Below are 23,543 nucleotides of genomic sequence, written 5' to 3'. Positions count from 1 at the left end.
GCGGTTAAACACATTTTTAGTAAACATCCCGCTGATACCGTTTCTCCTGCCGCATCTTCTTTAAGTAGTCACCTGCTTCGTCAGCGCTCATTTGTCCTTCGTTTTCGAAAATCGTCAGCAAGGCATTTTCCACATCTTTCGCCATCCGCTTTTCATCACCGCACACGTAAACATAAGCGCCTTCTGTTATCCATTGATAAAGTTCCGTACTGTGCTCCTGCATCCGGTGCTGGACGTACACTTTTTCAGCCGTATCACGGGAAAAGGCTACATCCATCTTTGTCAAAATGCCTTCCTTCAGCCACTGCTGCCAATCGACTTGATACAGAAAGTCTGAAGCAAAATGCTGATCCCCGTAGAAAAGCCACGTTTTCCCGTTAACTTCGGCCTCCTCGCGCTCTTCCAAAAACGACCGGTACGGTGCAACCCCTGTACCGGGACCCACCATGATGACAGGTGCTTCCGCATCAGCAGGAAATTTAAAATTCGGATTGCGGTGGATATATACCGGCAACTGCTCGCCAGGCTCCACACGTAATGCACACTGTCCGGAGCAGACGCCCTTTCTGTCCCGGCCATGCGCGTGATAAGCAACCGTTCCAATCGTCAGGTGCACCTCATCAGGATTGGCCTGGTAACTGCTCGCAATCGAGTAAAGACGCGCCGGCATTTTCCGCAGAATTTGAACAAATTCTCCTGGACTGACGTCGCCAAGTTCAAAATCAGTCACGAAATCCAGCAAATCGCGCCCGTCGAGATACGCTTTTCGTTCTTCTTCCTGTTCCGGCTTCAGAAGCGCGCTCAGCCATTCATTTTCAAATAATTGGGCCGCTTTTTCCAATAACGGCTTGGTCAGTTTGGTAATTTCAAAATTGGTCAGCAGCGCATTTCGCAGTGAGCGCACTTCACCTTGTTTATTGATCGGAACCGACTCATCCGGGTCCCAATACATTCGTGCGATCAGCGCATCGACCAGTTCCGGATCATTTTCCGGAAAAATACCCAGACTGTCGCCGGGCTCAAAGTCGAAGTTTGACCCTTCAAGCGATAATTCAATGTGCCGGGTTTCCTTATTCGACCCTTGATCGTTTAAATTTAAATTCTCAAGCACTTCCGCCCTGAATGGATTGGTGCGTGAATAAACCGGCTGATCAGCAGTGAGCGAAGTTGTCTCAAGCTGTGCTGCCGGAGTCGATTCATCTGCCGACGGGACCTCCAATGACTCGCGCAGGACGCCGAAGACTCCTTCAATCCAGCCGGATGCATCCTCATCAAAGTCGACATCACAGTCCACCCTCGAATACAGTCGCTCGCCGCCCAGTTCCTCGAGCCGCTTATCGAAGTCTTTTCCGGTCTGGCAGAAAAACTCATACGACTCATCACCCAGCGACAGCACTGAAAATCGTACACCGTCCAATTTCGGTGCCTTTCTGCTGAACAACGTTTCATAGAACGCGACCGCATTATCCGGTGGGTCACCTTCCCCATGCGTTGCCGTGACAATCAGCAAATCCTCGACTTTCTTCAGGTTTTTCGGCTTGAAATCATCGAGCGCCGAAATCGTAACGTCCATATCCTTTTCTTCAAGCTTTTGCAGCATGTCTTCTGCCACCTGCTGACCATTCCCCGTCTCGGATCCAAAAAGGATTGTCACGTTGCGGGCAGCCGGCTTTTGTGCGTTTTGCTGAGCTTCTGCCGGATCCAGCGCGGCGGTTGCGGTTGCTGCTGCCGGTGCTTCCATCGTGACGGGAACAGCAAGAAACCCGCTAAGCCAAATCCGCTGCGCTTCGGTTAATGTCGGCAGAAGATGATTTAAATAATCCGTCTGCTCCTGGTTAAAAGGACTGTTCTCTACTTGTAACTGCAACGTTCCCCACCTCTTTTAAAAGTTTTAATTCTCGTAAATTCTCCTTCCGGCGCAGGTTACTCACAGCGCCCGAGAATTATTGAGTAATTTTAGCGTTTTAGTCGGGATTTAACGGTAAATTAAATCAGTAATACGATTACTGACCACCTGCATGAATCCCGCATTCTGTTTTATTCATACCTTCCCACCGGCCGGAACGTGAATCACCCGATGCCGGGGACGTGCATGGGATGCAGCCGATACTTGGATAACCATGATCATGCAGCTCGTTATAGGGCAACGCATTTTCATGAATGTGGTTCCACACATCATCCCACGTCCAATGAATCAGCGGGCAAACCTTAATCGATTCAAATCGCTCATCCTTATTGACGAAATCCGTTTTACTTCGTGAAGGCGACTGCTCCCGCCTTAACCCCGATATCCACGCAGGCACACCGGTTAAAGCATCTTCAAGCGGCTTCACTTTACGGATAAAGCAGCACTGGTCCGGCTGTCTGTTCCACAGCGCCGATCCATATTGATTCGCCTGTTCCTCTAATGTTAAGTCGGGTTTTTTCATTTCAATCCGAAGCTCCGGATGTTTTTCCTTAATGTCATCGATCAAATCGTACGTCTCCTGGAAATGAATTTCCGTATCGAGAAAAACAATTTTTGCGTCTTTTTTCACCCGAGAAATCAAATCAATCAAAACAATGCCTTCCGCTCCGAAACTGCACGCATAGACAACAGAATCCCCGTGCGATTCATAGGCCCATTCCAAAACGTTCAGCGCGCCTTTCGTATCGTCGGCAGGGTCCATATCTTTGAACGGGTCACCGGAAAAATTACTGTACGTCACTGCAACATCCGTCATATCTTATCCCTCCATGACAAAGTCTTTTCTTATAAACGCGAATGCTAAAATCCTTCAGCTTGAAGCTACTCTTCTAACCCTTGCCGCTCTGTATATTTTCCGTGTCACGGTTGAAATCTGCAGGCATTTAACACAGTGCTTCGCTCGGTCGGTTTTGGGAAATTTTATCTGAACCCGGGAATATTATTCGTAGTAAATTGATAGGAATAGTTTATTAAAATACATACTATATCGTGACACATAAAATGTCAATAATTTCTTAACAATTAAATTTTGAAACCAGGGCGCGGGGCTGTCCGAGGCAGGGCGGGGACAAAGGGACGGGGGACAAAGGGACGGGATCGTTGTCCCCCATCGAATTGAGCATGGCGGTCTTGCCGCACGGTTCAGGAGGGGTGTCGCACGGTTTGACGGCAGTCTCGCACGATTTGGGCCTGATCTCGCACGATTCGGAAGTGGTCTCGCTCGATTTAACGGCAGTCTCGCACGGTTTGGGCAGGGTGCCGCACGATTCGGAAGGGGCCCCGCACGTTTCGACGGTGGGCTCGCACGGTTCAGGCGGAGCGCCGCACGTTTTGACGATGGCTCCGCACGATTCGAAAGTGGCGTCTCACGTTTCGACGCCCGACATCGACTACAGCAGCTTGGATCTGCATAAAATAGAGATTTCATCCAAGACGTCACCGCCGGAAACAAGATAAGCGTCATCATGGTTTGGGATAATTTCCACCTTTACACCAATCGTGGTGTGACAAGAGTGTCTGACACCTTGTCCCTCTCAGACACTCTCCCTTACTCCCCAAACGTCGTGATCATGTCATGTACTTTCCGGACTTCTTCGTCTGACATCAGCATATAATAGATGCCGTTGATGCGTGTGCCCTGGCCGGACATTTGGTAAGTGGTGATGTTTTTGCGGGCACTTCGATAGTTGGTGGCGAGGTTGCGCATATCATCAAATTTCATGTTGGTGGCCATATTATCGCCGAGCACATCCATAATATCCCCAATCTTATTGAGGATGTTAAAGTTGGCACCTTTATCGATGATACCCTGAATTACCTGGCGCTGGCGCTCGTTCCGGCCTAAGTCGCCTTGCGTGTCGCCTTTGCGCATGCGCACATACGCCAGTGCTTCTTCGCCGTTCAGCTGCAACTCACCCGTTCCAAATGAATGACCGCCCTGGCTGAAGGCACGATCATTCGTGACCGTAATCCCATTAACGGCATTCACCAGCTGTGCCAAGCCTTCCATATTCATGCGGACGTAGTAATCCAAGTCGATATCCAGAAAGTTTTCGACAGATGCAACCGACATCTCGCTCCCGCCAAACGCATAAGCATGATTCAGTTTATCCACCATGCCCCTGCCGACAATCTCGGTCCGTGTGTCGCGTGGAATACTCACCAGCTGCATTTGCTGATTGGCCGGATCCAGCGTCATGACGATCATCGTGTCCGAACGCCCTTTGTCGTGTGATCGTTCATCAACACCTAACAGGAGAATGTTGATCGGTTCTTTCCCATCTACTTTCTTCTTAGTCGCTTCGGTATCAATGCCGTCAACTGGCTCGTGCAGCTCCGTGGCAACGGTATTCTGCACATCACGCCATATGGAATACCCATATGCAGCTGCTGCTGCCAAAAGTAGAATGACACTTAATGTGATCCATAACCATTTTTTTCGTTTGGGCTTGGACTTGTACCGGTTTCGTCGTTTTTCCATCAAAACACCTCTGATCAGATTTTCCGATACGATGACAGACGTTTCTGGCATTGCAATCAATCGATAGGCGATGATTTTTATCAAACGCCGCCGTCCATCTTACTCATTTTAACATTGCCGGGCAGGGCATAATAGGTTTGAGTTTTCCCGGATTTATGGAACAAGGAGGCGCTTGTCCCATTTCTCTGTTCCGGCACATGTTTGGCGAAACCAGAACATATTTTTCCATACCGGAACATATTTCGGTATTCCGGCACATATTCTCAATTTCCGGCACATATTGGCTGAAACCGGAACATATTTCCCGGGACCGGAACATATTTCTGATTTCCCGCCGGTGTTTCGTCTCTCCGGCACATAAATTGCTTGTACCGGAACATGCTTGCCCGCTCCGGTACATACTCCCATGTTCCCACCCATGTGGAGGTCCCAAATTGTCACCGCAACCTTTTCCACCGGAATGGTTCGCAGCGTCTGGTATGATTTTTCAACCCCGATGTGACAGTGAACATTACGACTAGTGGCGTTATTTTTTAATGGCTTTGTATTTTACGGGAGGCTTTACCGGTAGCACATATCATGCTCATACTCGCCCATGTTTCGGCGTTCCGGCACATGTTTCCCCGCTCCGGCACATATCTTGTTTACACCCGCCCGTATTTGTCAGAACCGGCACATAAGTCCGCGTTTGCGCTCATAAGCAGCACTGAACGTGTCGCCAAGTTCGGCGGGGGAGGATAGGCAACACGTTGCTGCCCCCTTCCACTCCTTAACGCTCCTGTTGCCACGTGCACATTTCACCAATAGAGCTCCCACTTCTTTTCCCGGCATTCCGGGCATCGTTTCGGATGGTCGAACCCTTTTCGTCTGTAGAATTGTTGCTCGCCGACTGTAAACATAAATCGCTCGCCGCATTCCCAGCACTTCAAACGGAGATCATGCGGCGTGTGACCTTTCAATGCCTCGTTAATCGATGCACCCCGCTCGCGGGCGTTTTGAAGATCAATGGGTTCATTCGCTTTTAACGCACCGATTGTCGTTCGAATCGCCGCTCGCACCTTCTTGTAATCAATCTTTTCCCATTCTTCAAGGTAGGGGATGTATTGGCTGTTGTTCGTTTCTTTGATTTTTTCCAGCATTAAAAGAATCATGCCCCGATTGCGATCTTTTAAATAGGTCATATCAGGCGCGGCCTTGCCATCTGCCAGCCAGCTGTCCCACTCCCGCAAAAATTCATCAACCCGCTGATCGCGTTCGATTTCCCATCCGCGGTCGGTGAAAACGAGCATCGGCAGCCGGCCACTGTATTGAATATCCAGAAAATCGTGGTCGATCATCCAGTCGATTTTGCCCAGCACATCGTCGCGCTTTTCCTGTTTAAAGGCACCATAGACGGGACATTTATCCAGCTCCAATTCCAGCACCTTCTTCTCACGGGAACCTTTTAATATTTTCATAAGAAGATTGCGGCCGCCGCTTGCAATAAGCTCATCCGCCGCCCGCAGAATTGTGCGAATTTCATTTCCCGGCAGCTGTTCGGTCGTGTAACTCATTTAAAAAGCAACTCCCTTACTTATTTCCTTTTCTTCTTATAACAGGCCTTCATCTGCATTATTCGCGGTTAATCTTTGACGAAGGGGTCAGACCCCTTGTCGATGACTGGGGTCTGACCCCGTTCAACCCCATTATAGACCATTCCCGCTTGATGAAACACTTTAAAAACATTGTAAATTCATGGACCCGCACATATTTCTGCTTTTCCGCATATGTACTCGCTTTTCAGGTGGGGACGGTGATCCCGTCCCCCTGTCCCACTTTATTTAGTTGGCAGGTCTTCTATGCTGTTGATGTCCATATATTCTGGTACGACTAATCCTTGTTGGGCGCCTTTCAAATTTGGACCGAGGTCAACAATTTGGTCTTTATATTCTTCATAATAGGAGGCTGCGCCTACAGGGAGCCAGGCAATTAACATACCATCAACGTCGCCATCGGACAGGGCTTGAAAGGCGATGCCCATATCCACCATCGTCAATTTAACATCGTAGCCCAGTTCTTCAAGAACAAGTGCAACGGCGTTTGTTGAGGCGGTTTCGGTGTCCCAATTAACGTAAGCGAGCTCGATTGTCTCATCTTCCACTGAGTCGACACCTTCCATCCAAGCGTCAACTTTATCCCGATTGTTTTCAATCCATTCCGAAGCTGCTTCGCGGGGCTCAACATCGTCTGCTCTGAATTTTGACATAACCTCATTCATGTCTGCTATATCCCAGTGAAAATTATCCAGTAATTGATAAGCGGCTGGATGTTCATCTTTCAAGCCTTGTTTGACCATCGTATGTATATTTTCAGATGCCCCCATTGTTTCCTTTGGATCCTCTAAAAACTTCAAGTCATGTTCTTTAAAAATCCAGTGGGGCTGCCAAAGGGTCACGACAATAGGTTCTTCGTTTTCAAGAGCACGTTTTAATTCCGACAACATACCTGCTTCTGAACTTGTTGTTAATTCAAGGTCCAAGTTGTAACCCTCAACGGTTTTCTGGGCGATATCCATCGTGCCTGATCCCGGCTCAATTCCAACGATTTCTTCAATTTCGGCTGCATCATTGTTTTTTTTGCTTTCTTCTGTATTATCACCGCTCGCTTCTTCCTGACAACCTGTCAACATGACGACAATACTAAGACTTATTAATGTAACCCATTTCTTTGATAATGATAGCATACTGTTTTTTATCATCCTTTCTGTGACTATGATTTTCATTAAGTTCTTATATTCAATTTTGGCAAGTAGCGTGGTTAATCAAAAAAGAACAGCCACAACGATTTTAAAATCATTCTAGATTCTAGTCTTATGTTTCATTTTTTTCAACGCGACACTTTCATCTGCCAATGCCTCTGGATCGATGACTTGTTGCTGTTTAATCATCCGTCGTACGGGCAGGGCATTTTTCGGCTGGTTCGCAATGAAGGCGGCTTGGACACGATTGTGTTCATCCAGGTAGAAGTTCGTAAATGCATGGGATTCCAGCGATCCCCGCAGGACGGTTTTGGTCCATTGCTTAGCATGGCCAAAATATTGGAAGCGGCTGCCATGCTGGTCTGACCAAAAGTACGGTATATATGTGTAGGGGGATGATTGCGGTTGCAATATGTTTTGAGCAACGGTCTTGGCATGGTTGACAGCATGATCCCAATGTTCCACACGGATCGGCGTTCCACGATACGGCCATAACGTGCAATCCCCTGCAGCAAATATGTCAGGAATCGAGGTCTCGCCAAATTCATTCACAGCATAACCGCCATCTGCCTCTAAATCCGGATGCGAGACAACCGTGTTCGGTGTTGCCCCTACCCCGATCATGACTGCCCGGCATGGAATCCGTTGCCCACCGGCTGTGACGGCTTCCTCAACGGTTGACTCCCCGTTAAATTGCACAACCGAATCGTCGAAAATCACATTAACACCATGACAATCGTGTAAATTAAGTAAAAAAGCGGAGATGTCCCGGCCAACGATCGCTTCCATAGGGTACAACGACCGCTCGACAATCGTCACATCCATTCCCAGCTGCTTCAATGACGAAGCCAGTTCAGCGCCAATAAACCCAGCACCGATAATTACGACCTCATTCACATGCTGCATATGTTGTTTTATGGCGATGGCATCTGCCATTCGCCGTAAGTAAAAAATGCCTTGAAGGTCATCGCCCGCAATCGATAAGGTCCGTAAACTGGATCCCGTTGCGAGCAGAAGTTTATCCCAATCATAAGAAGAACCATCTTTGGCTGCGATGGTTTTCCGAACAGGATCGACGTCTGTCACGTCAACACCGAGCTGCAAATCGATGTCTAATTTTTCATAAATCGCAGGGTCCCGCAATAACATACTTGCTTCATCCATTTTTCCGGTCAACCATTCCTTCGATAAAGGCGGGCGGTCATAAGGCATTTGCCTGTCGCGGTCCATTAGCACAACCCGGCCTTGATAGCCTTCCGTTCGCAGGCTCTCAGCGGCATGCACCCCTGCAATGCCTGCTCCGACAATCACCGTTGTGTTTTCATCAGACACGATTTCATCCCCTTTCCCTGCTCACCCAGATCGATCCGTCAGCTTCGATTGCTTTATAGACCTGCAACGGGGTGTCTGCCGGCCCTTCCAGCACCGAACCATCACGGATATCGAAGCAGGCAAAATGCAGCGGACACGTTAGGCACGTTCCATCCAATTCCCCGTCGGCCAACTCAGCATACGCGTGCGAACATATTCCCTGTACAGCATACACGTTTCCTTCACCCCGGCCGACAACAACCGTCTCCGTTCCTATTTCACACTCAAAAAGATCATCCTCTTCAAGCTCAGAACTTGAACAGACATAAATATAAGCATTATCTGACACCGGATTCGATCCCTCTGTATGTTGCATCGTTATCCTCCTTGCGTTTGTTTCGTTCATATTTGGTTGCCACGTCCCGACGTTAAAACCAGTTCATCGGCTCAGGTTTCAGGTTCTGGAAAATATGCTTCGTTTCCTGATATTCTTCCAATCCCGATTTGCCAAGTTCACGACCGATTCCGGATTGTTTATAGCCGCCCCACGGCGCTTGCGGGAAGTACAAGTTCACGTCGTTGATCCAAACCGTTCCCATTCGCATTTTGGCAACGCAGCGCTCCGCTTTGGCGATATCATTCGTAAACACACCGCCGGAAAGCCCATAAATGGAATCGTTGGCAAGCCTGATGGCCTCTTCTTCGGTTGTGAATTTTTCCACGGTTACCACCGGACCAAAGCCTTCTTCCTGCACAACACGCATGTCGGTCGTGCAATTGACCAATACGGTTGGTAAGTAGAAGAAGCCGTTCTGCAATTCCGGTTCTTCCGGACGCCCCCCGCCGACAGCGACCGTTACGCCTTCTTTTTTGCCGTTTTCGACATATTCGACCACTTTACTTAAGTGTTCTTTGGAAATAAGCGGCCCCATTTGGGTTGAAGCGTCAAACCCGCTGCCAAGCTTGATGTTTTTCACCCGTTCAACGAGTGCCTCCACGAGATCATCGTGGATGCTTTCCTCAACCAGCAAGCGGGTCCCCGCTGAACAAATTTGCCCGGCATGGAAAAACACCGCATTCATCGCCTGGTCAACAGCTGTATCAAAATCAGCATCGGCGAACACGATATTCGGGTTTTTACCGCCCAGTTCCAACGCCAAATTTTTCACATTGGAACTGGCCGCCTGCATGATTTTTTTACCGGTGTGAATTCCGCCTGTAAACGAAATGAGGTCGACCTCTGCATTCTCGGACAGCTCCGCACCAACTGAATCGCCGGGCCCGAGCACCAGGTTGACAACACCAGCCGGGATGCCGGCTTCTGCCATTAACTCAAACACTTTCACCGATGTAAGCGGCGTGATTTCACTCGGTTTCATCACAAGTGTGTTGCCCGCTGCCAGCGCAGGAGCCAATTTCCAGGATGCCTGCAGCAACGGGTAGTTCCACGGTGTAATCTGGCCGCAGACACCGACCGGTTCATGGACCACCCTGCTCATTGAATTTGGAATAGGCGAATCGATTATCGCACCGCCATCCTTGCCCGCCATTTCCGCAAAATAGCGGAATACTCCGGCGATGTCATCCATGTCACCAAGGCTTTCCTCAACAGTTTTACCCGTATCAAGCGATTCGAGCTCAGCCAATTCATGCCGGTCCCGCTCGATCAGACTGGCGATGCGTTGAACCACCGCACCGCGTTCAATAGCAGGGATAAAAGCCCATTCCTTGTTGTCGAAAGCTTCACGTGCAGAAGCAATCGCGCGTTTCGCATCCTGCTCGTTCCCTTCCGCCGCCGTCGCGATGATTTTCTGATTGTAAGGATTGATAATGTTTCTTGTCATGCCGGAAATGGCTTCAACCCACTCACCGTTAATAAACATCTTTTGCATTCCATTCACCTCGTGCATCCTCTGGCAGGTTTATTTGTGTACAACCACATGGTCGTCCTCAATTGTCACATTGAAGCTGCGTAATTTTTTGTCGGGCTCAGCCAGCATACAACCGTCATTTTTAATGTCATACTCAAGCCCGTGCCACGGACAGCGGAGAATTTCGCCGTCGCGGATATACTCATAATTGCCGTGAATATCCGTTCGCTTGGTGTCTCCGCATAAAGCACCCTCTGAGAGTGGAGCACCCTGGTGCAGGCACCGATTGGCATATGCATAGAATTCTCCGTCTTTTGTGCGGCAAACAACGACCGGAATTTTCCCTAATGACGCACTTTTCATCTTACCGGGTTCGATATCTTCTTTTTTAAATACAACTTCCCGCATCATGTCACACTCCCTTGTTTTTGGGGCAATTTCGGATATGCTGCCCGTGCATTTTCGGAATAGATTTTTTCTGCCAGTGCTTCATCCAACTTAGGAAGTGCCTCCTGTGGAGAATCATAGTCCCAATGTGGGTAATCCGTTGCAAAACAGACCATATCCTCTGAACCCATTTGATCAATATACTGCATAAATTCTTTCTGGCTCATTTCTTCCACCGGCTGGGTCGTGAAACGAACGTGCTCGCGCATAATGTCACTCGGCATCCGCTTCATCCAAGGTATCTCGTGACGAAGTTCCTTGTACTGCTGGTCCATCTTTTTCATCAAATGTGGGGCATGCGTGAACCCGCCCTCGATCATAATAAGATGTAAGCCAGGGAATTTATCAAAGACGCCGTTAAACACCATGTTGGAAACTTCAATCATATGCGCGGTCGGCAGCATCGTATGCCATTCGATGAAATAACGCGGCCAACCCCCGAAATGGGTCGGTGGCTCATTATGGTGCATGCCAATGGATAAATTATAGCGCTCACATGCTTCATAAATGGGATGATAAAACGGATCTCCCCACGATGTTCGGTCAATCGGCAGCAATATTTGTACCATTTTCGGATGGGACCCGACCCGTTCGATCTCGCGGACCGCTTGCTGCGGATCCTGTGCCGCAATGTGAACCGATCCGTATAAACGGTTATCCTTTTCCAGCCAATTTTCAATTTGCCAATCGTTATAAGCACTTGCCAAGGCTGTTGCCATTTCGTACCAACCGTGCATGGATGACGGTGACGGATCTAGAGCACCGGTTAGAATGCCGTATTCATGGCCTTCTGCGTCGAGTAATTGCTCCTGCATAAAACCGAGATCGGTACCTGCAGCACCACCGTCTGGTGTGATTGCATCCGCCCGATCGACGCCAGCAACAGTTGGCTGAGTGTAAGGCATATGTTTTTCCTGCATCCAATGATTATCTGTTATATACCGTTTCCATGGATTTTCTAAGTAAGGGACAAGGTCCGCGTAGGTAGCTCTTTCATGGACGTCGGTATCAATGATACGACGTTGTTTCTGCTTCTTGCCGGTAGACTTTTGCGACATATGAAATCCTCCTATTCCGTTCTTAACAAACGATTAAAACGACTTGAAAAATCCATGCGCATGAACTAAATGTAGTCTACATAAACCCTCTGAAGACTGGCAAATCCAATTTCAGAAGTTGAGTGGCTTCAGTGAAGCTCAGTGAACGTCAGTGAAGCTCAGTGAGCAAAATTCGTCGAAATTTCGTGAAAGATTAACGTGAATATTCAGATAGTTGCACCCGTTCTCATAAGAAATCGGCATGTATTTACTTTCTTTTTCGATATGATAAGCTAATGAATGTGCAAAAACGCGTTGATCGAATGGATAATACATTGAGGGTGGTGGATGTGACGTGAACATAGAAACGTTTAAAACGTTTTGCCTTGTTGTTGAAGTAGGCAGTGTCAGTCAAGCAGCAAAATTATCATTTGTTTCGCAGCCGACCGTTTCCAAACAAATTCAACAGTTGGAAAGCGCATACGATGCTCTGTTATTTGAGCGAAAAAATGGCAGGCTGTCACTTACTGCAAACGGCGAAATTCTTTATCCGTACGCACGCTCAATTGTTGATGCGTACAACCGATCACAAGCGTCGATTCAAGAAAAACTTGAACACGCCAACACAACGCTTACAATAGGGGCCAGCTATACGATTGGCGAATATTTGCTGCCAAGTTTATTGGGGAAATTTAAAAAAGAACATCCCGAGGTAAAATTATCGTTAAGCATTAATAACACCCCCAAAATATTGGATGAATTAGCAAATGATGTTTTAGACCTTGCGTTGGTTGAGGGTGTTATTCACGACGACGATTTATTAGCCGAGAATTTTGCAGATGATGAATTAGTTTTAATTCACCCGCCTGAACATCCTTGGCGTGAGCGCGAAGGAATTGACATTGAAGAAATCACACACGAAAGAATGCTCTGGAGAGAGGCTGCTTCCGGCACACGCTTAATGATCGAAAAGTTTTTAAACGATAATAACGTCCTTGATAAAATGGGCAACTACATGGAGTTAGGAACTACACAAGCAATTAAAAGTGCCGTGGAGGCAGGCCTCGGGGTAAGTATTGTTTCACGATTGACGGTGGCCCAGGAACTTAAACAAGGCATGCTAAAAGAAGTTCCTATACGTCATCTGACCTTAAAACGTGATTTATGGCTCGTTCGAAAAAATGAGCGTTTCCACAAAAATAATGCCGTTTCATTTGTAAACTTTATCCGTCATTAGATATTCCAATTCCTTATAGCCTATGCCATTATCGAAATATACACACTTCATTCGCTCTGTTAAATTAAGGTATAGCGAACTGCGTAACCTGCTTGTCCGCATATAATTGCCCCTTCGCACTGGGACAGAGTGGCTGGTGGTTGTCCCAGCCGCCTGACAGCAGGATTACATACCAATACATGGAGTGAGATATATGACCGTATCGACAGCAATTGCTTTGTTCGTCACAGGTGTTTTGGCGGGATCTTATGGCACAGTGGTGGGTGCAGGCGGGGGATTTATATTTGTCCCGGCTCTTTTAATATTTTTTAACATGGAACCAGCCATTGCCGCAGGGTCCGGGCTGGTTATTGTCCTTATTAATGCTTTATCCGGGGTAACGGGGTATGCCCGGCAAAAAAGAATAAACTATAAAGCAGGATTACAGATTGGCATAGGGGCTGTCCCCGGATCTTTAGCAGGGGTATGGCTGCTCACATTTCAGTCATCAGAATCCACAGCATTCTACTGGATTTTTGCCACCGCCCTTCTCTCATTGGGCATATTTTTATTTTTAAAAAATATGACATCTAAAAACAAAGGTGATATGCCGGCAGCTTATAACCAAAATGCTGAAAAGGCGCGTTTAAGTACCAAGTGGTTTTTACCACTTGGGTTTTTCTTAGGCATTCTGTCAAGCTACTTAGGAATTGGCGGCGGCTGGGTGCTTGTACCTATTTTAATTTACATTTTCCGTTTTGCTGCACATAATGCTGCCGCCACATCGATTTTTTCATTATGTCTTTATACAACAACAGGTGCTTTTCTGCAATCCTTGTATGGGCACGTGGATTGGCCGACCGTGTTATGGGGCGGATTGGGCACCATAATCGGTGCTTATTTAGGTGTCAGTCTGTCCAAAAAAGTCTCAAGTAACGTCGTCATCCAAATGCTTTCCATGCTGCTCGTTGTGATGGGCATGCGTTTGTATTTTGGTTAATTCTTAATACCATAGAGAGACATTCCAGTGGGACAGTGATCACGTCCCCCTGTCCCCCAGTTCCAGTGCTTTCATGGTTGATGATTGAATGGCATTTATCAGTTCTGGGTTATCAGATATTTTTTCACCATACGATGGCATCATTTCTTTTAGTTTCGGTTTCCATTCATCGAGCTTGTGCGGGAAGCATGTTTCGATCAATTCAACCATATCAGAAACGGATGTTGACGCACCCGGCGACCCACCGAGTAGTGCGGCGAGCGATCGATCATGGCTGTGGACAACTTCGGTATCACTGAATTGAATGGTGCCCTTGCCGTCGGGTGTGTCTTTAATAACCTGAACGCGCTGTCCTGCAATTTTCAGCTCCCAATCCTCATCTTTAGCATCCGGGAAGTATTCGCGTAATTCATTCATCCGCTCTTCCTTGGTTAATCGCAATTGTTGAATCAAATACTGCATCAATGGGATATTCTTCGCTCCTGCCGCTAACATAGTCGTCATATTATCCGGCTTAATCGAAGCAAACAAGTCTTTATTTGAACCCGTTTTAAGAAACTTCGGCGAAAAACCTGCAAACGGACCAAAAATTAACGTTTGTTTCCCATCGATAAACCGCGTGTCCAAATGCGGTACAACAATTAACGGGGCACCAGGCGGATTCTTGCCATATACTTTGGCATAGTGCTGTTCAATGACCTCAGGATTTTTACATTCCAGATATTGGCCGCTTATTGGAAATCCGCCGATATGTTTCGCTTCAGGAATGCCGGTCTTCTGCAGTAAGGATAAACTACCTCCACCGGAACCGATAAACACAAACCGCGCTTTGTGCGTTCCAATCGCACCATTTTTATCCCGTACCTTCAATTTCCACATGCCATCATCGGTCTGCTTCACGTCCAGAACATTGTGCTCGTAATGGATGTTAACGTCTTCTCTTTCCAAATAATCAATCATTGTGCGCGTTAATTCACCGTAATTGACATCTGTACCGTCATCGAATCGCGTTCCGGCAACCGGTTCATTAGCTGCCCGGTTGTTCATAATTAGCGGAAACCATTCCTTTAACTGCTCCGGGTCATCGGAAAATACCATGTCTTTAAATAATGGATGCCCGGCCATTGTCTCGAAGCGTTTCTTTAAAAACGCCACATTTTCTTCACCTTTTACAAAGCTCATATGCGGCAGCCCGGTAATAAAATGTCTTGGTTTCTCGATTAAATCACGATTGGCCAAATAAGCCCAAAGTTGTCGTGATAATTGAAAGCGTTCGTTTATTCTGACAGCCTTACTTATATCAATGGACCCATCCGGCTGCTCCACGGTATAGTTTAACTCACATAACGCCGCATGGCCGGTTCCTGAATTATTTTTTTCATTCGAACTTTCACCCCCGGCAACGTCAAGCTGCTCAAACACGGTCATTTTCCAATCAGGTGCCAGTTCTTTAAGGAGTACACCCAAGGTCGCACTCATAATCCCGGCACCGATTAACACAACATCTGATGTTGATGATTCATGACTCATTTACATTCACCCCGTTTAGGAAATAAGTTTAGTATTCTATCGTTCCATGATACTCAGATAATCACTTGCTCTAAAAACACTGTCTCTGCCGTTCATGACTCTCTGCAATAAACTAAACCAGCAGCAAAGGTACAGTCAACGTTAGATCGAGTCGAGATAACTGAACAGCTCTCGATTGACCGAGCATGACGCCTCCCCTCGACAATATGTTACAATCTTTATTGCCCGGGCAATAAATTGGCGGATACTGTCGAGGCGGGCGTTAAAATCAGTATTTTCACTTGAACAAAAACGTGCTTAAGCAGTCTGCCGAGCGAAAGCGTCGAGCACCATTCCAATAAAACCTAGTCATCCAGCCATCTCAGCGATTCATACATAATCATCAATTGATCATCGTAACCCCATCCAATTCCATCTGAACCGGCAACGACCTCATATAAACGCTCGTGTAATTGTTCAAATAATGATTCGTCCGCTTCACATGCCGAAATAACGTCGCCATACACCGATAACATGCTGGTATAGAATCTCTCATCGATATCACCGAAAGCTGTGGTAAATTCAGTGCCAAATTCGACATAACAAAGCATTAAATCGATTGTTTTGGCATCGTCATGTGTGAGTTTTTTAAAATCAGTAATGGCCTGTTTGGCTTTTGCCAAACGCAATTTGCCGTGCCCTCCAGCCGGAAAAAATTCATCCTCAATCGCTTTCTTTGCCCGATCGAAAAGCTCCTGCGTCTTTTCCTCACCGTTGAATTTCAACGTTAAATAATCCTTAACGTCACCGTTCAGTTTATAAAGCTCAGTAATGACCTCTATAAGTTCCTTGTGATCGAAGTCCTTCAGATGTTTTTTCAACTCAGGAATTTTTAGATTTGTACTTGTGCTGGTTGTCATTTTTCCCCTCCATTTGCTCTTTCAAGATTAATCTGTTTTTATATTATCCTATCTAATGGGGAACTGCAAAAACTAGATTAAATTATTCGGATGTACGTGCTTTAGAACTCACTCAATTTTCGCAAATGCGTTTCAACTATTCATTCGAAAGAGGGACAAAAACGAAAAAGCTCCAATAAAAATTCAGTGCAGGGGCAACGCCATGCCCACTGCACTGAATTCCACTAAATAAACATACTTATAATTAATGAAACACCAAATCCGACGAATGCAATGATTGTTTCCATAACTGTCCATGATTTGAGTGTATCCTTTTCTGACATTCCAAGGAAACGGCTTACCATCCAGAATCCTGAATCATTCACATGAGAGGCAATGGTTGCACCGGAGGCAATGGTTATAACAAGCAATGCAAGCATTGGACCCTCAATGCCAAGTGTACCAATTACCGGTGAAATCAGACTTGCAGCCGTAACCATGGCGACCGTTGCTGAACCTTGTGCAATACGAACGGCCGACGCGACGATAAAGGCGAACACGATAATCGGCACATTCAGATTCTGCATTGTCTCGGCAATTACATCACCGATCCCGGTTGCAACCAACACTTCACCGAACACGCCACCGGCACCGGTGATCAAAATGATAACACCAGCGGGTTCCAACCCTTTAGTGGCAATCTGTTGGATGTCTTCTTTTGTATAACCGCGACGCGTTCCCAACAAATAAAACGTTAACAACGCTGTAATGGTTAATGCTACGCCGGGATTACCGATAAATGTTAGTACACTTTTCGCTGTGCTGCCATCAGCAACCATTGCACTGGAAAACGTGTTCAACAAAATAAGTACCAAAGGCAGCAAGATCAATGAAGCGATCATTTTAAAGCTAGGTAACTCTTTATCGTACTCTTTGCCTCTGGCTGTTTCCGCCATATTCTCGAGCATCTCTTTCGGCACTTCAATATGCATTTTTTTGGAGATATACGTTCCAAAAACCGGTCCGGCAAGAACAGCTGCCGGGATCCCCGCCATTAATCCAAACAGGATGACCCAGCCAAGATTGGCATCCAGTAAAGAGGAAACGGCAATTGGACCAGGGGTTGGCGGCACAAAACTATGTGTGACAGCAAGACCTGCCAACAATGGAATCGCAAAAAAGAGCAACGATTTTTTCGTTTTTTGTGCAAGACTATATAAAATAGGTACTAAAATAACAAATGCAACATCCAGAAATACGGGTATTGAAATAATAACACCCGTCAACATCAGCGCCCAATTGACGCGCTTTTCCCCGAACTTGTCCATCAATGTCATGGCCAGACGTTCCGCACCGCCGGAAGCCTTTAATATTTCACCAAACATTGAGCCGACACCAATTATAACGGCGACCTCAGCTACTGTTCCACCCATCCCGTCGTTGACCGCTTGGAGGACTTCAGATGGGTTCATTCCTGATAGAAGCCCGACCAGATAGCTGACGACGAGTAATGCGAGGAACGCCTGCAGCTTTGTTTTGATAACAAGGAATAGCAATAAGGCTATCCCAAATGCGGCAAGTAAAATTAATCCGACAGTCGACATTTATATTTCCCCCTAAATTTGTTTAAATTACACGTTTAATAGATTGTTAGACTACCATTCGGCAAATGTGCCGTCTTTGTTACGCCAAACAGGATTTTTCCATCGATGACCCGTTTTCGCCGCTTCGATCACCCGGGCTTCATCAATTTCGACTCCAAGCCCCACGCCTTCAGGAATTTTCACCGACCCATTGGCATATTTGAATAGATCCGGGTTTTCGAGATAATCCAACAAATCACTGCCTTGATTGTAATGGATTCCCAGACTTTGCTCCTGAATAATACAGTTTGGTGTGCAGGCATCCAGTTGCAGTGAGGCGGCCAGATTGATTGGACCCAATGGCGCATGAGGTGCTACCGCCACATCAAATGTTTCAGCCATCGTTGCAATCTTTTTCGACTCCAAAATACCGCCGGCGTGAGATAAATCAGGCTGAATAATGTCCACCACACCATCAGTCAACATTTGCTTAAATCCCCAGCGTGTATAATTGCGTTCCCCTGCGGCAATTGGAATCGTGGTATGGTTGGCAACAGCCTGGAACGCTTCCAGGTTTTCGGCCAGCACTGGTTCTTCGATAAACATCGGCCGGTAAGGTTCGAGCTCTTTTACAAGAATTTTTGCCATTGCTTTATGCACGCGCCCATGAAAATCAATCCCGATTCCAAAATCATCTCCGACCGCTTCACGAATGGCTGCCACGCGGCTGATCGCAGCATCCACCTTCGAATAACTATCAATATAATTCATTTCTTCAGTTCCATTCATTTTGATGGCAGTAAATCCGGCGTCCGCTTTTTCCTTTGCAGCAGCGCCGACATCCTGTGGCCGATCACCGCCAATCCACGAATAAACCTGAATGTCATGACGGGCGGCCCCGCCGAGCATTTCATAAACCGGCATATTATAATACTTGCCTTTAATATCCCAGAGCGCTTGTTCAATTCCGGAAATAGCGCTCATGAGGATTGGTCCGCCACGATAAAAACCACCGCGGTATAAAACCTGGAAATGATCTTCAATGTGACGGGGATCTTCCCCGATCATATAGTCCATCAGTTCAGTAACACAAGCCTCTACGGTATAGGCTCTTCCCTCGACAATTGGCTCTCCCCATCCGCTGATGCCTTCATCCGTTTCAATTTTTAAAAACAGCCACCTTGGCGGAACTTGATATAATTTAAAATCCGTTATTTTCATGTTGATACACCTTCAATCGCTTCAATAAATTGTCGTGCGTTGTCTTTCATGGCTTGCAAATCGTCGTCTGTCATTGGTGAACCGGTTTTGACAAGTGCACTGCCAAGCCCTGCCGCAACAGCCCCTTTCTCAAAATACGCCCGAACGTTTGACAAATCGATGCCCCCGGTGGGCATTAACGGTACATGAGGCAGCGGGCCATGGACATCTTTCATATAGCTTGGGCCCATTACCCCTGCCGGAAATACTTTAACCAAATCTGCCCCATGTTCATAAGCGGTCAGAATTTCGGTTGGTGTCATTGCACCGGGAATGGAAACCACGCCATACCGTTTGGTCATTTCAATCGTCCGTGTATTCACGGTCGGGGAAAAAATGAATTTTGCACCCGCCATAATGGCCGTTCTGGCTGATTCCGGATCTAAAACCGTTCCTGCCCCAACAACCATTTTCTCATCAAAAGCTTGATTCACTTCATTTATTACCGTTTCCACACGCGGTGTATCCATCGTGATTTCCAGAATACGGATACCGCCGTCATAAAGTGCTTCAGCGATCGGCATCACATCATCAAGATTCGCCCCGCGTACAACTGCGACCAACTTATGCTTCATAATTGTTTGTAATGTGTTTATCATAAAACGCTCCTTATCGTTCAACATCACTTTGGTTCCGATTAGTTATAAAGTCCACGAGCCGGTCTTTTTCCGGCAGCCCTTCAACATCACCGGGTGCCATCACAACCATTGCCCCAACAGCATTTCCTCTCTGAACCGCATCCTTCATGTCCAATCCATCCAGCAAGCCGGATAAAACACCGGCTGAAAATCCATCTCCGGCTCCAACCGGATCCACTACTTCCGGAACCTCGAATCCTTCGGCATACCCTTCAGCGGCATTATTCAGGTAATATGCGCCCGTCCCGCCTAATTTTAAAATAACAGTGGACGCGCCTTTTTCCCGAAATGTTCGTGCAAGTTCTTCCGGTGTTCCGTTTCCGAATAAAAATTCAGCTTCTTCAATCCCCGGCAGTACGATATCTGCTTTTTGAACAAGTTCGGTCAAAACCTTCCTGGCCTTGTGGTCAGGCCATAGTTTACGCCTTAAATTCGGGTCGAACACCACGTTTACCCCATGGGCCCGTGCGTAGTCGATTGCGGTTAAAACGGTTTCATAGCAACTATCACTCAATGCCGGTGTAATCCCGGTAACATGCAAATAGTTCGCCTCAGCAATATATGACTCATCCACATCACCAGGTTTCAGCCTGCTTGCTGCCGAGCCCTGCCGGTAATACTTCACCCGCCATTCGCCGGGCGCCAGTTTTTCCTTGAAAAACAAGCCGGTATCAGCTGTTTCATCAAGGATAACCTGGCTCGTATCAACGCCTTCACCGCGAATAAATGCGTTGATTTTTTTACCGAATTCATCATCGCCAAGGCGGCTGATCCACCCGGACTGAAAGCCGAGCCGTGCCAGACCAATGGCCACATTAGACTCGGCACCCGCTACACGATTCGAAAAGCGATCGGCATAGCGCATCGGACCGGGGTTATCCGGGGTGAAAAGCATCATTGTCTCCCCGAGTGTGACAACATCCATCCACCCTCACCTCTTTTTCGTTTTTTAACCAGTTTTGTTATTCCTGCCCCAAATGTTTGCGCTGAAACGACGCAATGCTTTCATACTCTTCGGTAAGCATCCGTGACAGGCGAATATAAATCGGAAGCAGCTCCCGGTAAACATTCGTCGTCGCTTCATCAGGAACGTGCGTGTTTGTATTGCCGACCATTTCCGAAACCACACTGAAGTCATCAACTTCTCCGATTGCATACATGCCCAGTACAACTGCCCCCAGACAGGAACTTTCAAAGCTTTCCGGTACGGTTACCGGCTTATCAAAAATATCCGCCATCATTTGCCGCCATGTTTCAGATCGCGCAAAACCGCCCGTTGCCTGAATACTTTGCGGCTCCCCGGTAAGTTCTTCAAGCGCAAGCAATACCGAGTACAGGTTATACAGCGTCCCTTCAAGCACCGCTCGTACCATATGTTCTTTTTTGTGATGAATGCTTAATCCGAAAAACGACCCGCGGGCGTTCGCATCCCATAGTGGTGCGCGTTCGCCTTTTAAGAACGGATGAAAAATCAGCCCGTCCGACCCCGCGTTCACACCTGAAGCCATTTTTGTAAGAACATCATACGGATCAAGCGATAAGCGTTTAGCTGTTTCAACTTCAGCAGCGGCAAACTCATCACGGAGCCACCGCAAAATAATCCCGCCGTTATTTACCGGACCGCCGATGACCCAATGGTTTTCCGTCAATGCATAACAGAAAATACGCCCTTTCGGATCCGTTTTAGGCTCGTTATACACTGTCCGGATGGCACCGCTAGTACCAATCGTTACGGCAATCACCCCTTCTTCAATCGCATTGACACCAAGGTTGGATAGGACCCCATCACTTGCCCCGATCACAAACGGAATATCAGCGTTGATTTTCATATAAGTGAGATGTTCCTCATAAGCGCCTGTTAATTGATGTGTCGTCGGCACAATAGCAGATAGCTGATCACGTGAAATGCCTGCCAGATTTAAAGCTTCCTCATCCCAATCAAGCGTCGTCAGATTAAATAACCCGGTAGCCGATGCGATTGAATAATCAACGACATATTTTCCAAATAGTTTTAAGAAAACATATTCTTTAATGGAAATAAATTTGGCTGCTTTGTTAAACATATCCGGCTTTTCTTCCTTCATCCAAACCAACTTCGCCAATGGAGACATAGGGTGTAGTGGAGTGCCGGTCCGCAAATAAATTTCATGACCATTATGTTCTTCTTTAATTTTCCGTGCGTGATCAGCAGCCCTTGTATCCGCCCACGTAATGCTGTTTGTCAGTAACTCTCCTTCATTGTCCAAAGCAATCAAGCTATGCATGGCGGAACTGAAGGAAATGAATTGGAGCTGCTCCGGCGAAATATTACTTTTGCGCATGGACTCCCGAACCGTCATAAGTACTGCATTAAAAATCTCCTGGGGATCCTGTTCCGCTACCAATGTATTTGGTGTGTGGAGCGGATAATTGATCGTATGGTCCGCTATGACTTCACCGCTTTTTTGGTACAGCACCGCCTTTGTGCTTGTTGTACCAATATCAACTCCCAGGTAATATCTTTGCTGCGCCATCGTGCTTCCTCCTAATTTAAAACTACTTTTTCACGGTATCGTGACCACCGAATTCGTTTCTTAATGCGGCAACAACTTTTCCGGCGAACGTATCATCTTCCTGTGAGCGGTAACGCATCATAAGCGACAAAGCAATCACCGGCGCGGCAACCTGTAAATCGAGTGCCGTCTCAACCGTCCATTTTCCTTCCCCGGAGGAATTCATAACGCCCCGAATCTCATCCAGATTGGCATCTTTAGAAAACGCACTTTCCACAAGCTCCATCAACCAGGAACGGATAACAGACCCATTGTTGAACACGCGGGCAACCTGTTCATAGTCATAATCGAATTCGCTTTTATCCAGAATATCGAATCCTTCGCCGATTGCCTGCATCATCCCATATTCCATCCCGTTATGAACCATTTTCAAAAAATGACCGCTGCCGCATTTGCCGGTATAAAGGTAACCATTCTCAACCGATACATCCTTAAACAGTTGCTCGATTTCCTTAAACTTTACCTTGTCGCCGCCAATCATCGTGCAAACACCCGACCTGGCGCCGTCAACACCACCGCTCGTGCCGCAATCAAAGAAATATATGCCATGTGCTTTTAATTGCTCAGCATGCGTGAGGGTATCTTTATAATTTGAATTTCCGCCATCGATTAAGATATCGCCCTCGTCAAGCAACGGGGTAAGTTCATCGATAACGGCGGCAGTAACCTCGCCTGCCGGCACCATAAGCCAAATTTTTCGGGGTAAAGGCAACCTTTCAACAAGTTCACGCAAAGACCCGGCGATCTGGAGGTTTTCGCTGTCAACGCTTTCAATCGCTGCCGCATTTGTATCAAATCCCAAAACTTTATGGTGGTGGTCGACCAAGTTCAACGATAAATTAAGCCCCATTTTTCCAAGTCCAATCATGCCAATTTCCATAGTATCCTCCTGTTGTCGTGAAATTTTTTTCCGTTTAAATGAAATTATATCAAATTTTTTTCTGTATGCAATGTTTTATGCAAACGAATTTTCAGATATACTATAAAGTAGTCGGTAAGGAGCTATTACGATTGCTCCTGCCATTAGGTTGGCAA

22 protein-coding genes are annotated in these 23,543 nt (G+C 46.9%); 3 read left to right on the top strand and 19 right to left on the bottom strand.

Annotated features, from left to right (window positions below; all coding sequences use genetic code 11):
• Nucleotides 1-16 precede the first annotated feature (16 nt).
• Together BMZ22_RS08775 and BMZ22_RS08770 are read right to left on the bottom strand one after the other, a co-directional pair.
• Complete coding sequence (locus BMZ22_RS08775; RefSeq protein WP_090084483.1) at nt 17-1,867, bottom strand: assimilatory sulfite reductase (NADPH) flavoprotein subunit; 1,851 nt, start codon at nt 1,865-1,867, stop codon at nt 17-19.
• Between the two features lie 136 nt (nt 1,868-2,003).
• Nucleotides 2,004-2,723, bottom strand: a complete 720-nt coding sequence (locus tag BMZ22_RS08770; protein ID WP_090084481.1) for a phosphoadenylyl-sulfate reductase — start codon at nt 2,721-2,723, stop codon at nt 2,004-2,006.
• A 500-nt stretch (nt 2,724-3,223) separates the two neighbouring features.
• On the opposite strand from BMZ22_RS08770, the gene BMZ22_RS08765 reads away from it, so the two are divergent.
• Entirely contained in the window at nt 3,224-3,424 is a 201-nt protein-coding gene (locus BMZ22_RS08765) for a hypothetical protein (protein WP_143069971.1), read from the top strand.
• A gap of 91 nt (nt 3,425-3,515) precedes the next feature.
• On the opposite strand, the gene BMZ22_RS08760 is transcribed toward BMZ22_RS08765, so the two are convergent.
• From BMZ22_RS08760 to BMZ22_RS08720, 9 genes are all read right to left on the bottom strand, one after another.
• Complete coding sequence (locus tag BMZ22_RS08760) at nt 3,516-4,448, bottom strand: LCP family glycopolymer transferase (RefSeq protein ID WP_090084580.1); 933 nt, start codon at nt 4,446-4,448, stop codon at nt 3,516-3,518.
• A gap of 153 nt (nt 4,449-4,601) precedes the next feature.
• Entirely contained in the window at nt 4,602-4,868 is a 267-nt protein-coding gene (locus BMZ22_RS16765) for a hypothetical protein (protein ID WP_218144036.1), read from the bottom strand.
• A gap of 377 nt (nt 4,869-5,245) precedes the next feature.
• Complete coding sequence (locus tag BMZ22_RS08750) at nt 5,246-6,001, bottom strand: RQC-minor-1 family DNA-binding protein (RefSeq protein WP_090084472.1); 756 nt, start codon at nt 5,999-6,001, stop codon at nt 5,246-5,248.
• A gap of 263 nt (nt 6,002-6,264) precedes the next feature.
• The gene (locus BMZ22_RS08745) at nt 6,265-7,170 is read right to left on the bottom strand and encodes a glycine betaine ABC transporter substrate-binding protein (RefSeq protein ID WP_090084469.1); all 906 of its coding nucleotides are present in this window, start codon (nt 7,168-7,170) and stop codon (nt 6,265-6,267) included.
• A gap of 114 nt (nt 7,171-7,284) precedes the next feature.
• Complete coding sequence (locus tag BMZ22_RS08740; RefSeq protein ID WP_090084467.1) at nt 7,285-8,517, bottom strand: NAD(P)/FAD-dependent oxidoreductase; 1,233 nt, start codon at nt 8,515-8,517, stop codon at nt 7,285-7,287.
• Between the two features lie 4 nt (nt 8,518-8,521).
• On the bottom strand, nt 8,522-8,872 hold the full coding sequence (locus BMZ22_RS08735) for a Rieske (2Fe-2S) protein (protein WP_090084464.1): 351 nt from the start codon (nt 8,870-8,872) through the stop codon (nt 8,522-8,524).
• Nucleotides 8,873-8,924: 52 nt separating this feature from the next.
• On the bottom strand, nt 8,925-10,388 hold the full coding sequence (betB, locus tag BMZ22_RS08730; protein WP_218144035.1) for a betaine-aldehyde dehydrogenase: 1,464 nt from the start codon (nt 10,386-10,388) through the stop codon (nt 8,925-8,927).
• Nucleotides 10,389-10,418: 30 nt separating this feature from the next.
• Nucleotides 10,419-10,775 (bottom strand): Rieske (2Fe-2S) protein, encoded by a 357-nt coding sequence (locus tag BMZ22_RS08725; protein ID WP_090084459.1) that lies wholly within the window; start codon nt 10,773-10,775, stop codon nt 10,419-10,421.
• The gene (locus BMZ22_RS08720) at nt 10,775-11,872 is read right to left on the bottom strand and encodes an amidohydrolase family protein (protein ID WP_090084457.1); all 1,098 of its coding nucleotides are present in this window, start codon (nt 11,870-11,872) and stop codon (nt 10,775-10,777) included. Before BMZ22_RS08720 ends, BMZ22_RS08725 begins: the two co-directional genes overlap by 1 nt.
• 334 nt (nt 11,873-12,206) lie before the next feature.
• On the opposite strand from BMZ22_RS08720, the gene BMZ22_RS08715 reads away from it, so the two are divergent.
• A complete protein-coding gene (locus BMZ22_RS08715) occupies nt 12,207-13,088 on the top strand; it encodes a LysR family transcriptional regulator (RefSeq protein ID WP_090084455.1) in 882 nt (293 codons plus the stop codon).
• A 193-nt stretch (nt 13,089-13,281) separates the two neighbouring features.
• Nucleotides 13,282-14,067, top strand: a complete 786-nt coding sequence (locus BMZ22_RS08710) for a sulfite exporter TauE/SafE family protein (RefSeq protein WP_090084453.1) — start codon at nt 13,282-13,284, stop codon at nt 14,065-14,067.
• A gap of 39 nt (nt 14,068-14,106) precedes the next feature.
• Here the strand turns inward: BMZ22_RS08710 and mqo are convergent, their stop codons facing one another.
• From mqo to gnd, 8 genes are all read right to left on the bottom strand, one after another.
• The gene (gene mqo / locus BMZ22_RS08705) at nt 14,107-15,597 is read right to left on the bottom strand and encodes a malate dehydrogenase (quinone) (protein ID WP_090084448.1); all 1,491 of its coding nucleotides are present in this window, start codon (nt 15,595-15,597) and stop codon (nt 14,107-14,109) included.
• Nucleotides 15,598-15,941: 344 nt separating this feature from the next.
• Nucleotides 15,942-16,496, bottom strand: coding sequence for a DUF6155 family protein (locus BMZ22_RS08700; protein ID WP_090084445.1), 555 nt, complete (start codon nt 16,494-16,496; stop codon nt 15,942-15,944).
• A gap of 224 nt (nt 16,497-16,720) precedes the next feature.
• Entirely contained in the window at nt 16,721-18,079 is a 1,359-nt protein-coding gene (locus tag BMZ22_RS08695) for a GntP family permease (RefSeq protein WP_090084442.1), read from the bottom strand.
• Between the two features lie 51 nt (nt 18,080-18,130).
• A complete protein-coding gene (gene dgoD / locus BMZ22_RS08690; protein ID WP_090084440.1) occupies nt 18,131-19,279 on the bottom strand; it encodes a galactonate dehydratase in 1,149 nt (382 codons plus the stop codon).
• A complete protein-coding gene (locus BMZ22_RS08685; RefSeq protein WP_090084437.1) occupies nt 19,276-19,917 on the bottom strand; it encodes a bifunctional 4-hydroxy-2-oxoglutarate aldolase/2-dehydro-3-deoxy-phosphogluconate aldolase in 642 nt (213 codons plus the stop codon). The genes dgoD and BMZ22_RS08685 overlap by 4 nt, the downstream gene beginning before the upstream one ends.
• Before the next feature lie 10 nt (nt 19,918-19,927).
• Complete coding sequence (locus BMZ22_RS08680; protein ID WP_090084435.1) at nt 19,928-20,881, bottom strand: sugar kinase; 954 nt, start codon at nt 20,879-20,881, stop codon at nt 19,928-19,930.
• Nucleotides 20,882-20,918: 37 nt separating this feature from the next.
• Complete coding sequence (gene gntK / locus BMZ22_RS08675; RefSeq protein WP_090084432.1) at nt 20,919-22,469, bottom strand: gluconokinase; 1,551 nt, start codon at nt 22,467-22,469, stop codon at nt 20,919-20,921.
• A gap of 22 nt (nt 22,470-22,491) precedes the next feature.
• Nucleotides 22,492-23,388 carry a phosphogluconate dehydrogenase (NAD(+)-dependent, decarboxylating) gene (gene gnd / locus BMZ22_RS08670; protein WP_090084429.1) on the bottom strand — a complete coding sequence of 299 codons (897 nt, stop codon included), beginning with the start codon at nt 23,386-23,388 and terminating at the stop codon, nt 22,492-22,494.
• Nucleotides 23,389-23,543: the final 155 nt, after the last annotated feature.

The organism is Lentibacillus persicus, assembly GCF_900112705.1.
Taxonomy (GTDB): domain Bacteria; phylum Bacillota; class Bacilli; order Bacillales; family Amphibacillaceae; genus Lentibacillus; species Lentibacillus persicus.
This window is presented reverse-complemented; position numbering and strand designations above follow the sequence as displayed.

What these genes read in the sequence shown, in the direction of transcription:
- BMZ22_RS08735 (WP_090084464.1), bottom strand. Translation starts at nt 8,872, where the DNA reads ATGCAACATACAGAGGGATCGAATCCGGTGTCAGATAATGCTTATATT.
- BMZ22_RS08725 (WP_090084459.1), bottom strand. Translation starts at nt 10,775, where the DNA reads ATGCGGGAAGTTGTATTTAAAAAAGAAGATATCGAACCCGGTAAGATG.
- BMZ22_RS08745 (WP_090084469.1), bottom strand. Translation starts at nt 7,170, where the DNA reads ATGCTATCATTATCAAAGAAATGGGTTACATTAATAAGTCTTAGTATT.
- BMZ22_RS08695 (WP_090084442.1), bottom strand. Translation starts at nt 18,079, where the DNA reads ATGTCGACTGTCGGATTAATTTTACTTGCCGCATTTGGGATAGCCTTA.
- gntK (WP_090084432.1), bottom strand. Translation starts at nt 22,469, where the DNA reads ATGGCGCAGCAAAGATATTACCTGGGAGTTGATATTGGTACAACAAGC.
- BMZ22_RS08750 (WP_090084472.1), bottom strand. Translation starts at nt 6,001, where the DNA reads ATGAGTTACACGACCGAACAGCTGCCGGGAAATGAAATTCGCACAATT.
- mqo (WP_090084448.1), bottom strand. Translation starts at nt 15,597, where the DNA reads ATGAGTCATGAATCATCAACATCAGATGTTGTGTTAATCGGTGCCGGG.
- dgoD (WP_090084440.1), bottom strand. Translation starts at nt 19,279, where the DNA reads ATGAAAATAACGGATTTTAAATTATATCAAGTTCCGCCAAGGTGGCTG.
- BMZ22_RS08760 (WP_090084580.1), bottom strand. Translation starts at nt 4,448, where the DNA reads ATGGAAAAACGACGAAACCGGTACAAGTCCAAGCCCAAACGAAAAAAA.
- BMZ22_RS16765 (WP_218144036.1), bottom strand. Translation starts at nt 4,868, where the DNA reads ATGGGTGGGAACATGGGAGTATGTACCGGAGCGGGCAAGCATGTTCCG.
- BMZ22_RS08680 (WP_090084435.1), bottom strand. Translation starts at nt 20,881, where the DNA reads ATGGATGTTGTCACACTCGGGGAGACAATGATGCTTTTCACCCCGGAT.
- gnd (WP_090084429.1), bottom strand. Translation starts at nt 23,388, where the DNA reads ATGGAAATTGGCATGATTGGACTTGGAAAAATGGGGCTTAATTTATCG.
- BMZ22_RS08700 (WP_090084445.1), bottom strand. Translation starts at nt 16,496, where the DNA reads ATGACAACCAGCACAAGTACAAATCTAAAAATTCCTGAGTTGAAAAAA.
- BMZ22_RS08720 (WP_090084457.1), bottom strand. Translation starts at nt 11,872, where the DNA reads ATGTCGCAAAAGTCTACCGGCAAGAAGCAGAAACAACGTCGTATCATT.
- BMZ22_RS08770 (WP_090084481.1), bottom strand. Translation starts at nt 2,723, where the DNA reads ATGACGGATGTTGCAGTGACGTACAGTAATTTTTCCGGTGACCCGTTC.
- betB (WP_218144035.1), bottom strand. Translation starts at nt 10,388, where the DNA reads ATGCAAAAGATGTTTATTAACGGTGAGTGGGTTGAAGCCATTTCCGGC.
- BMZ22_RS08685 (WP_090084437.1), bottom strand. Translation starts at nt 19,917, where the DNA reads ATGATAAACACATTACAAACAATTATGAAGCATAAGTTGGTCGCAGTT.
- BMZ22_RS08710 (WP_090084453.1), top strand. Translation starts at nt 13,282, where the DNA reads ATGACCGTATCGACAGCAATTGCTTTGTTCGTCACAGGTGTTTTGGCG.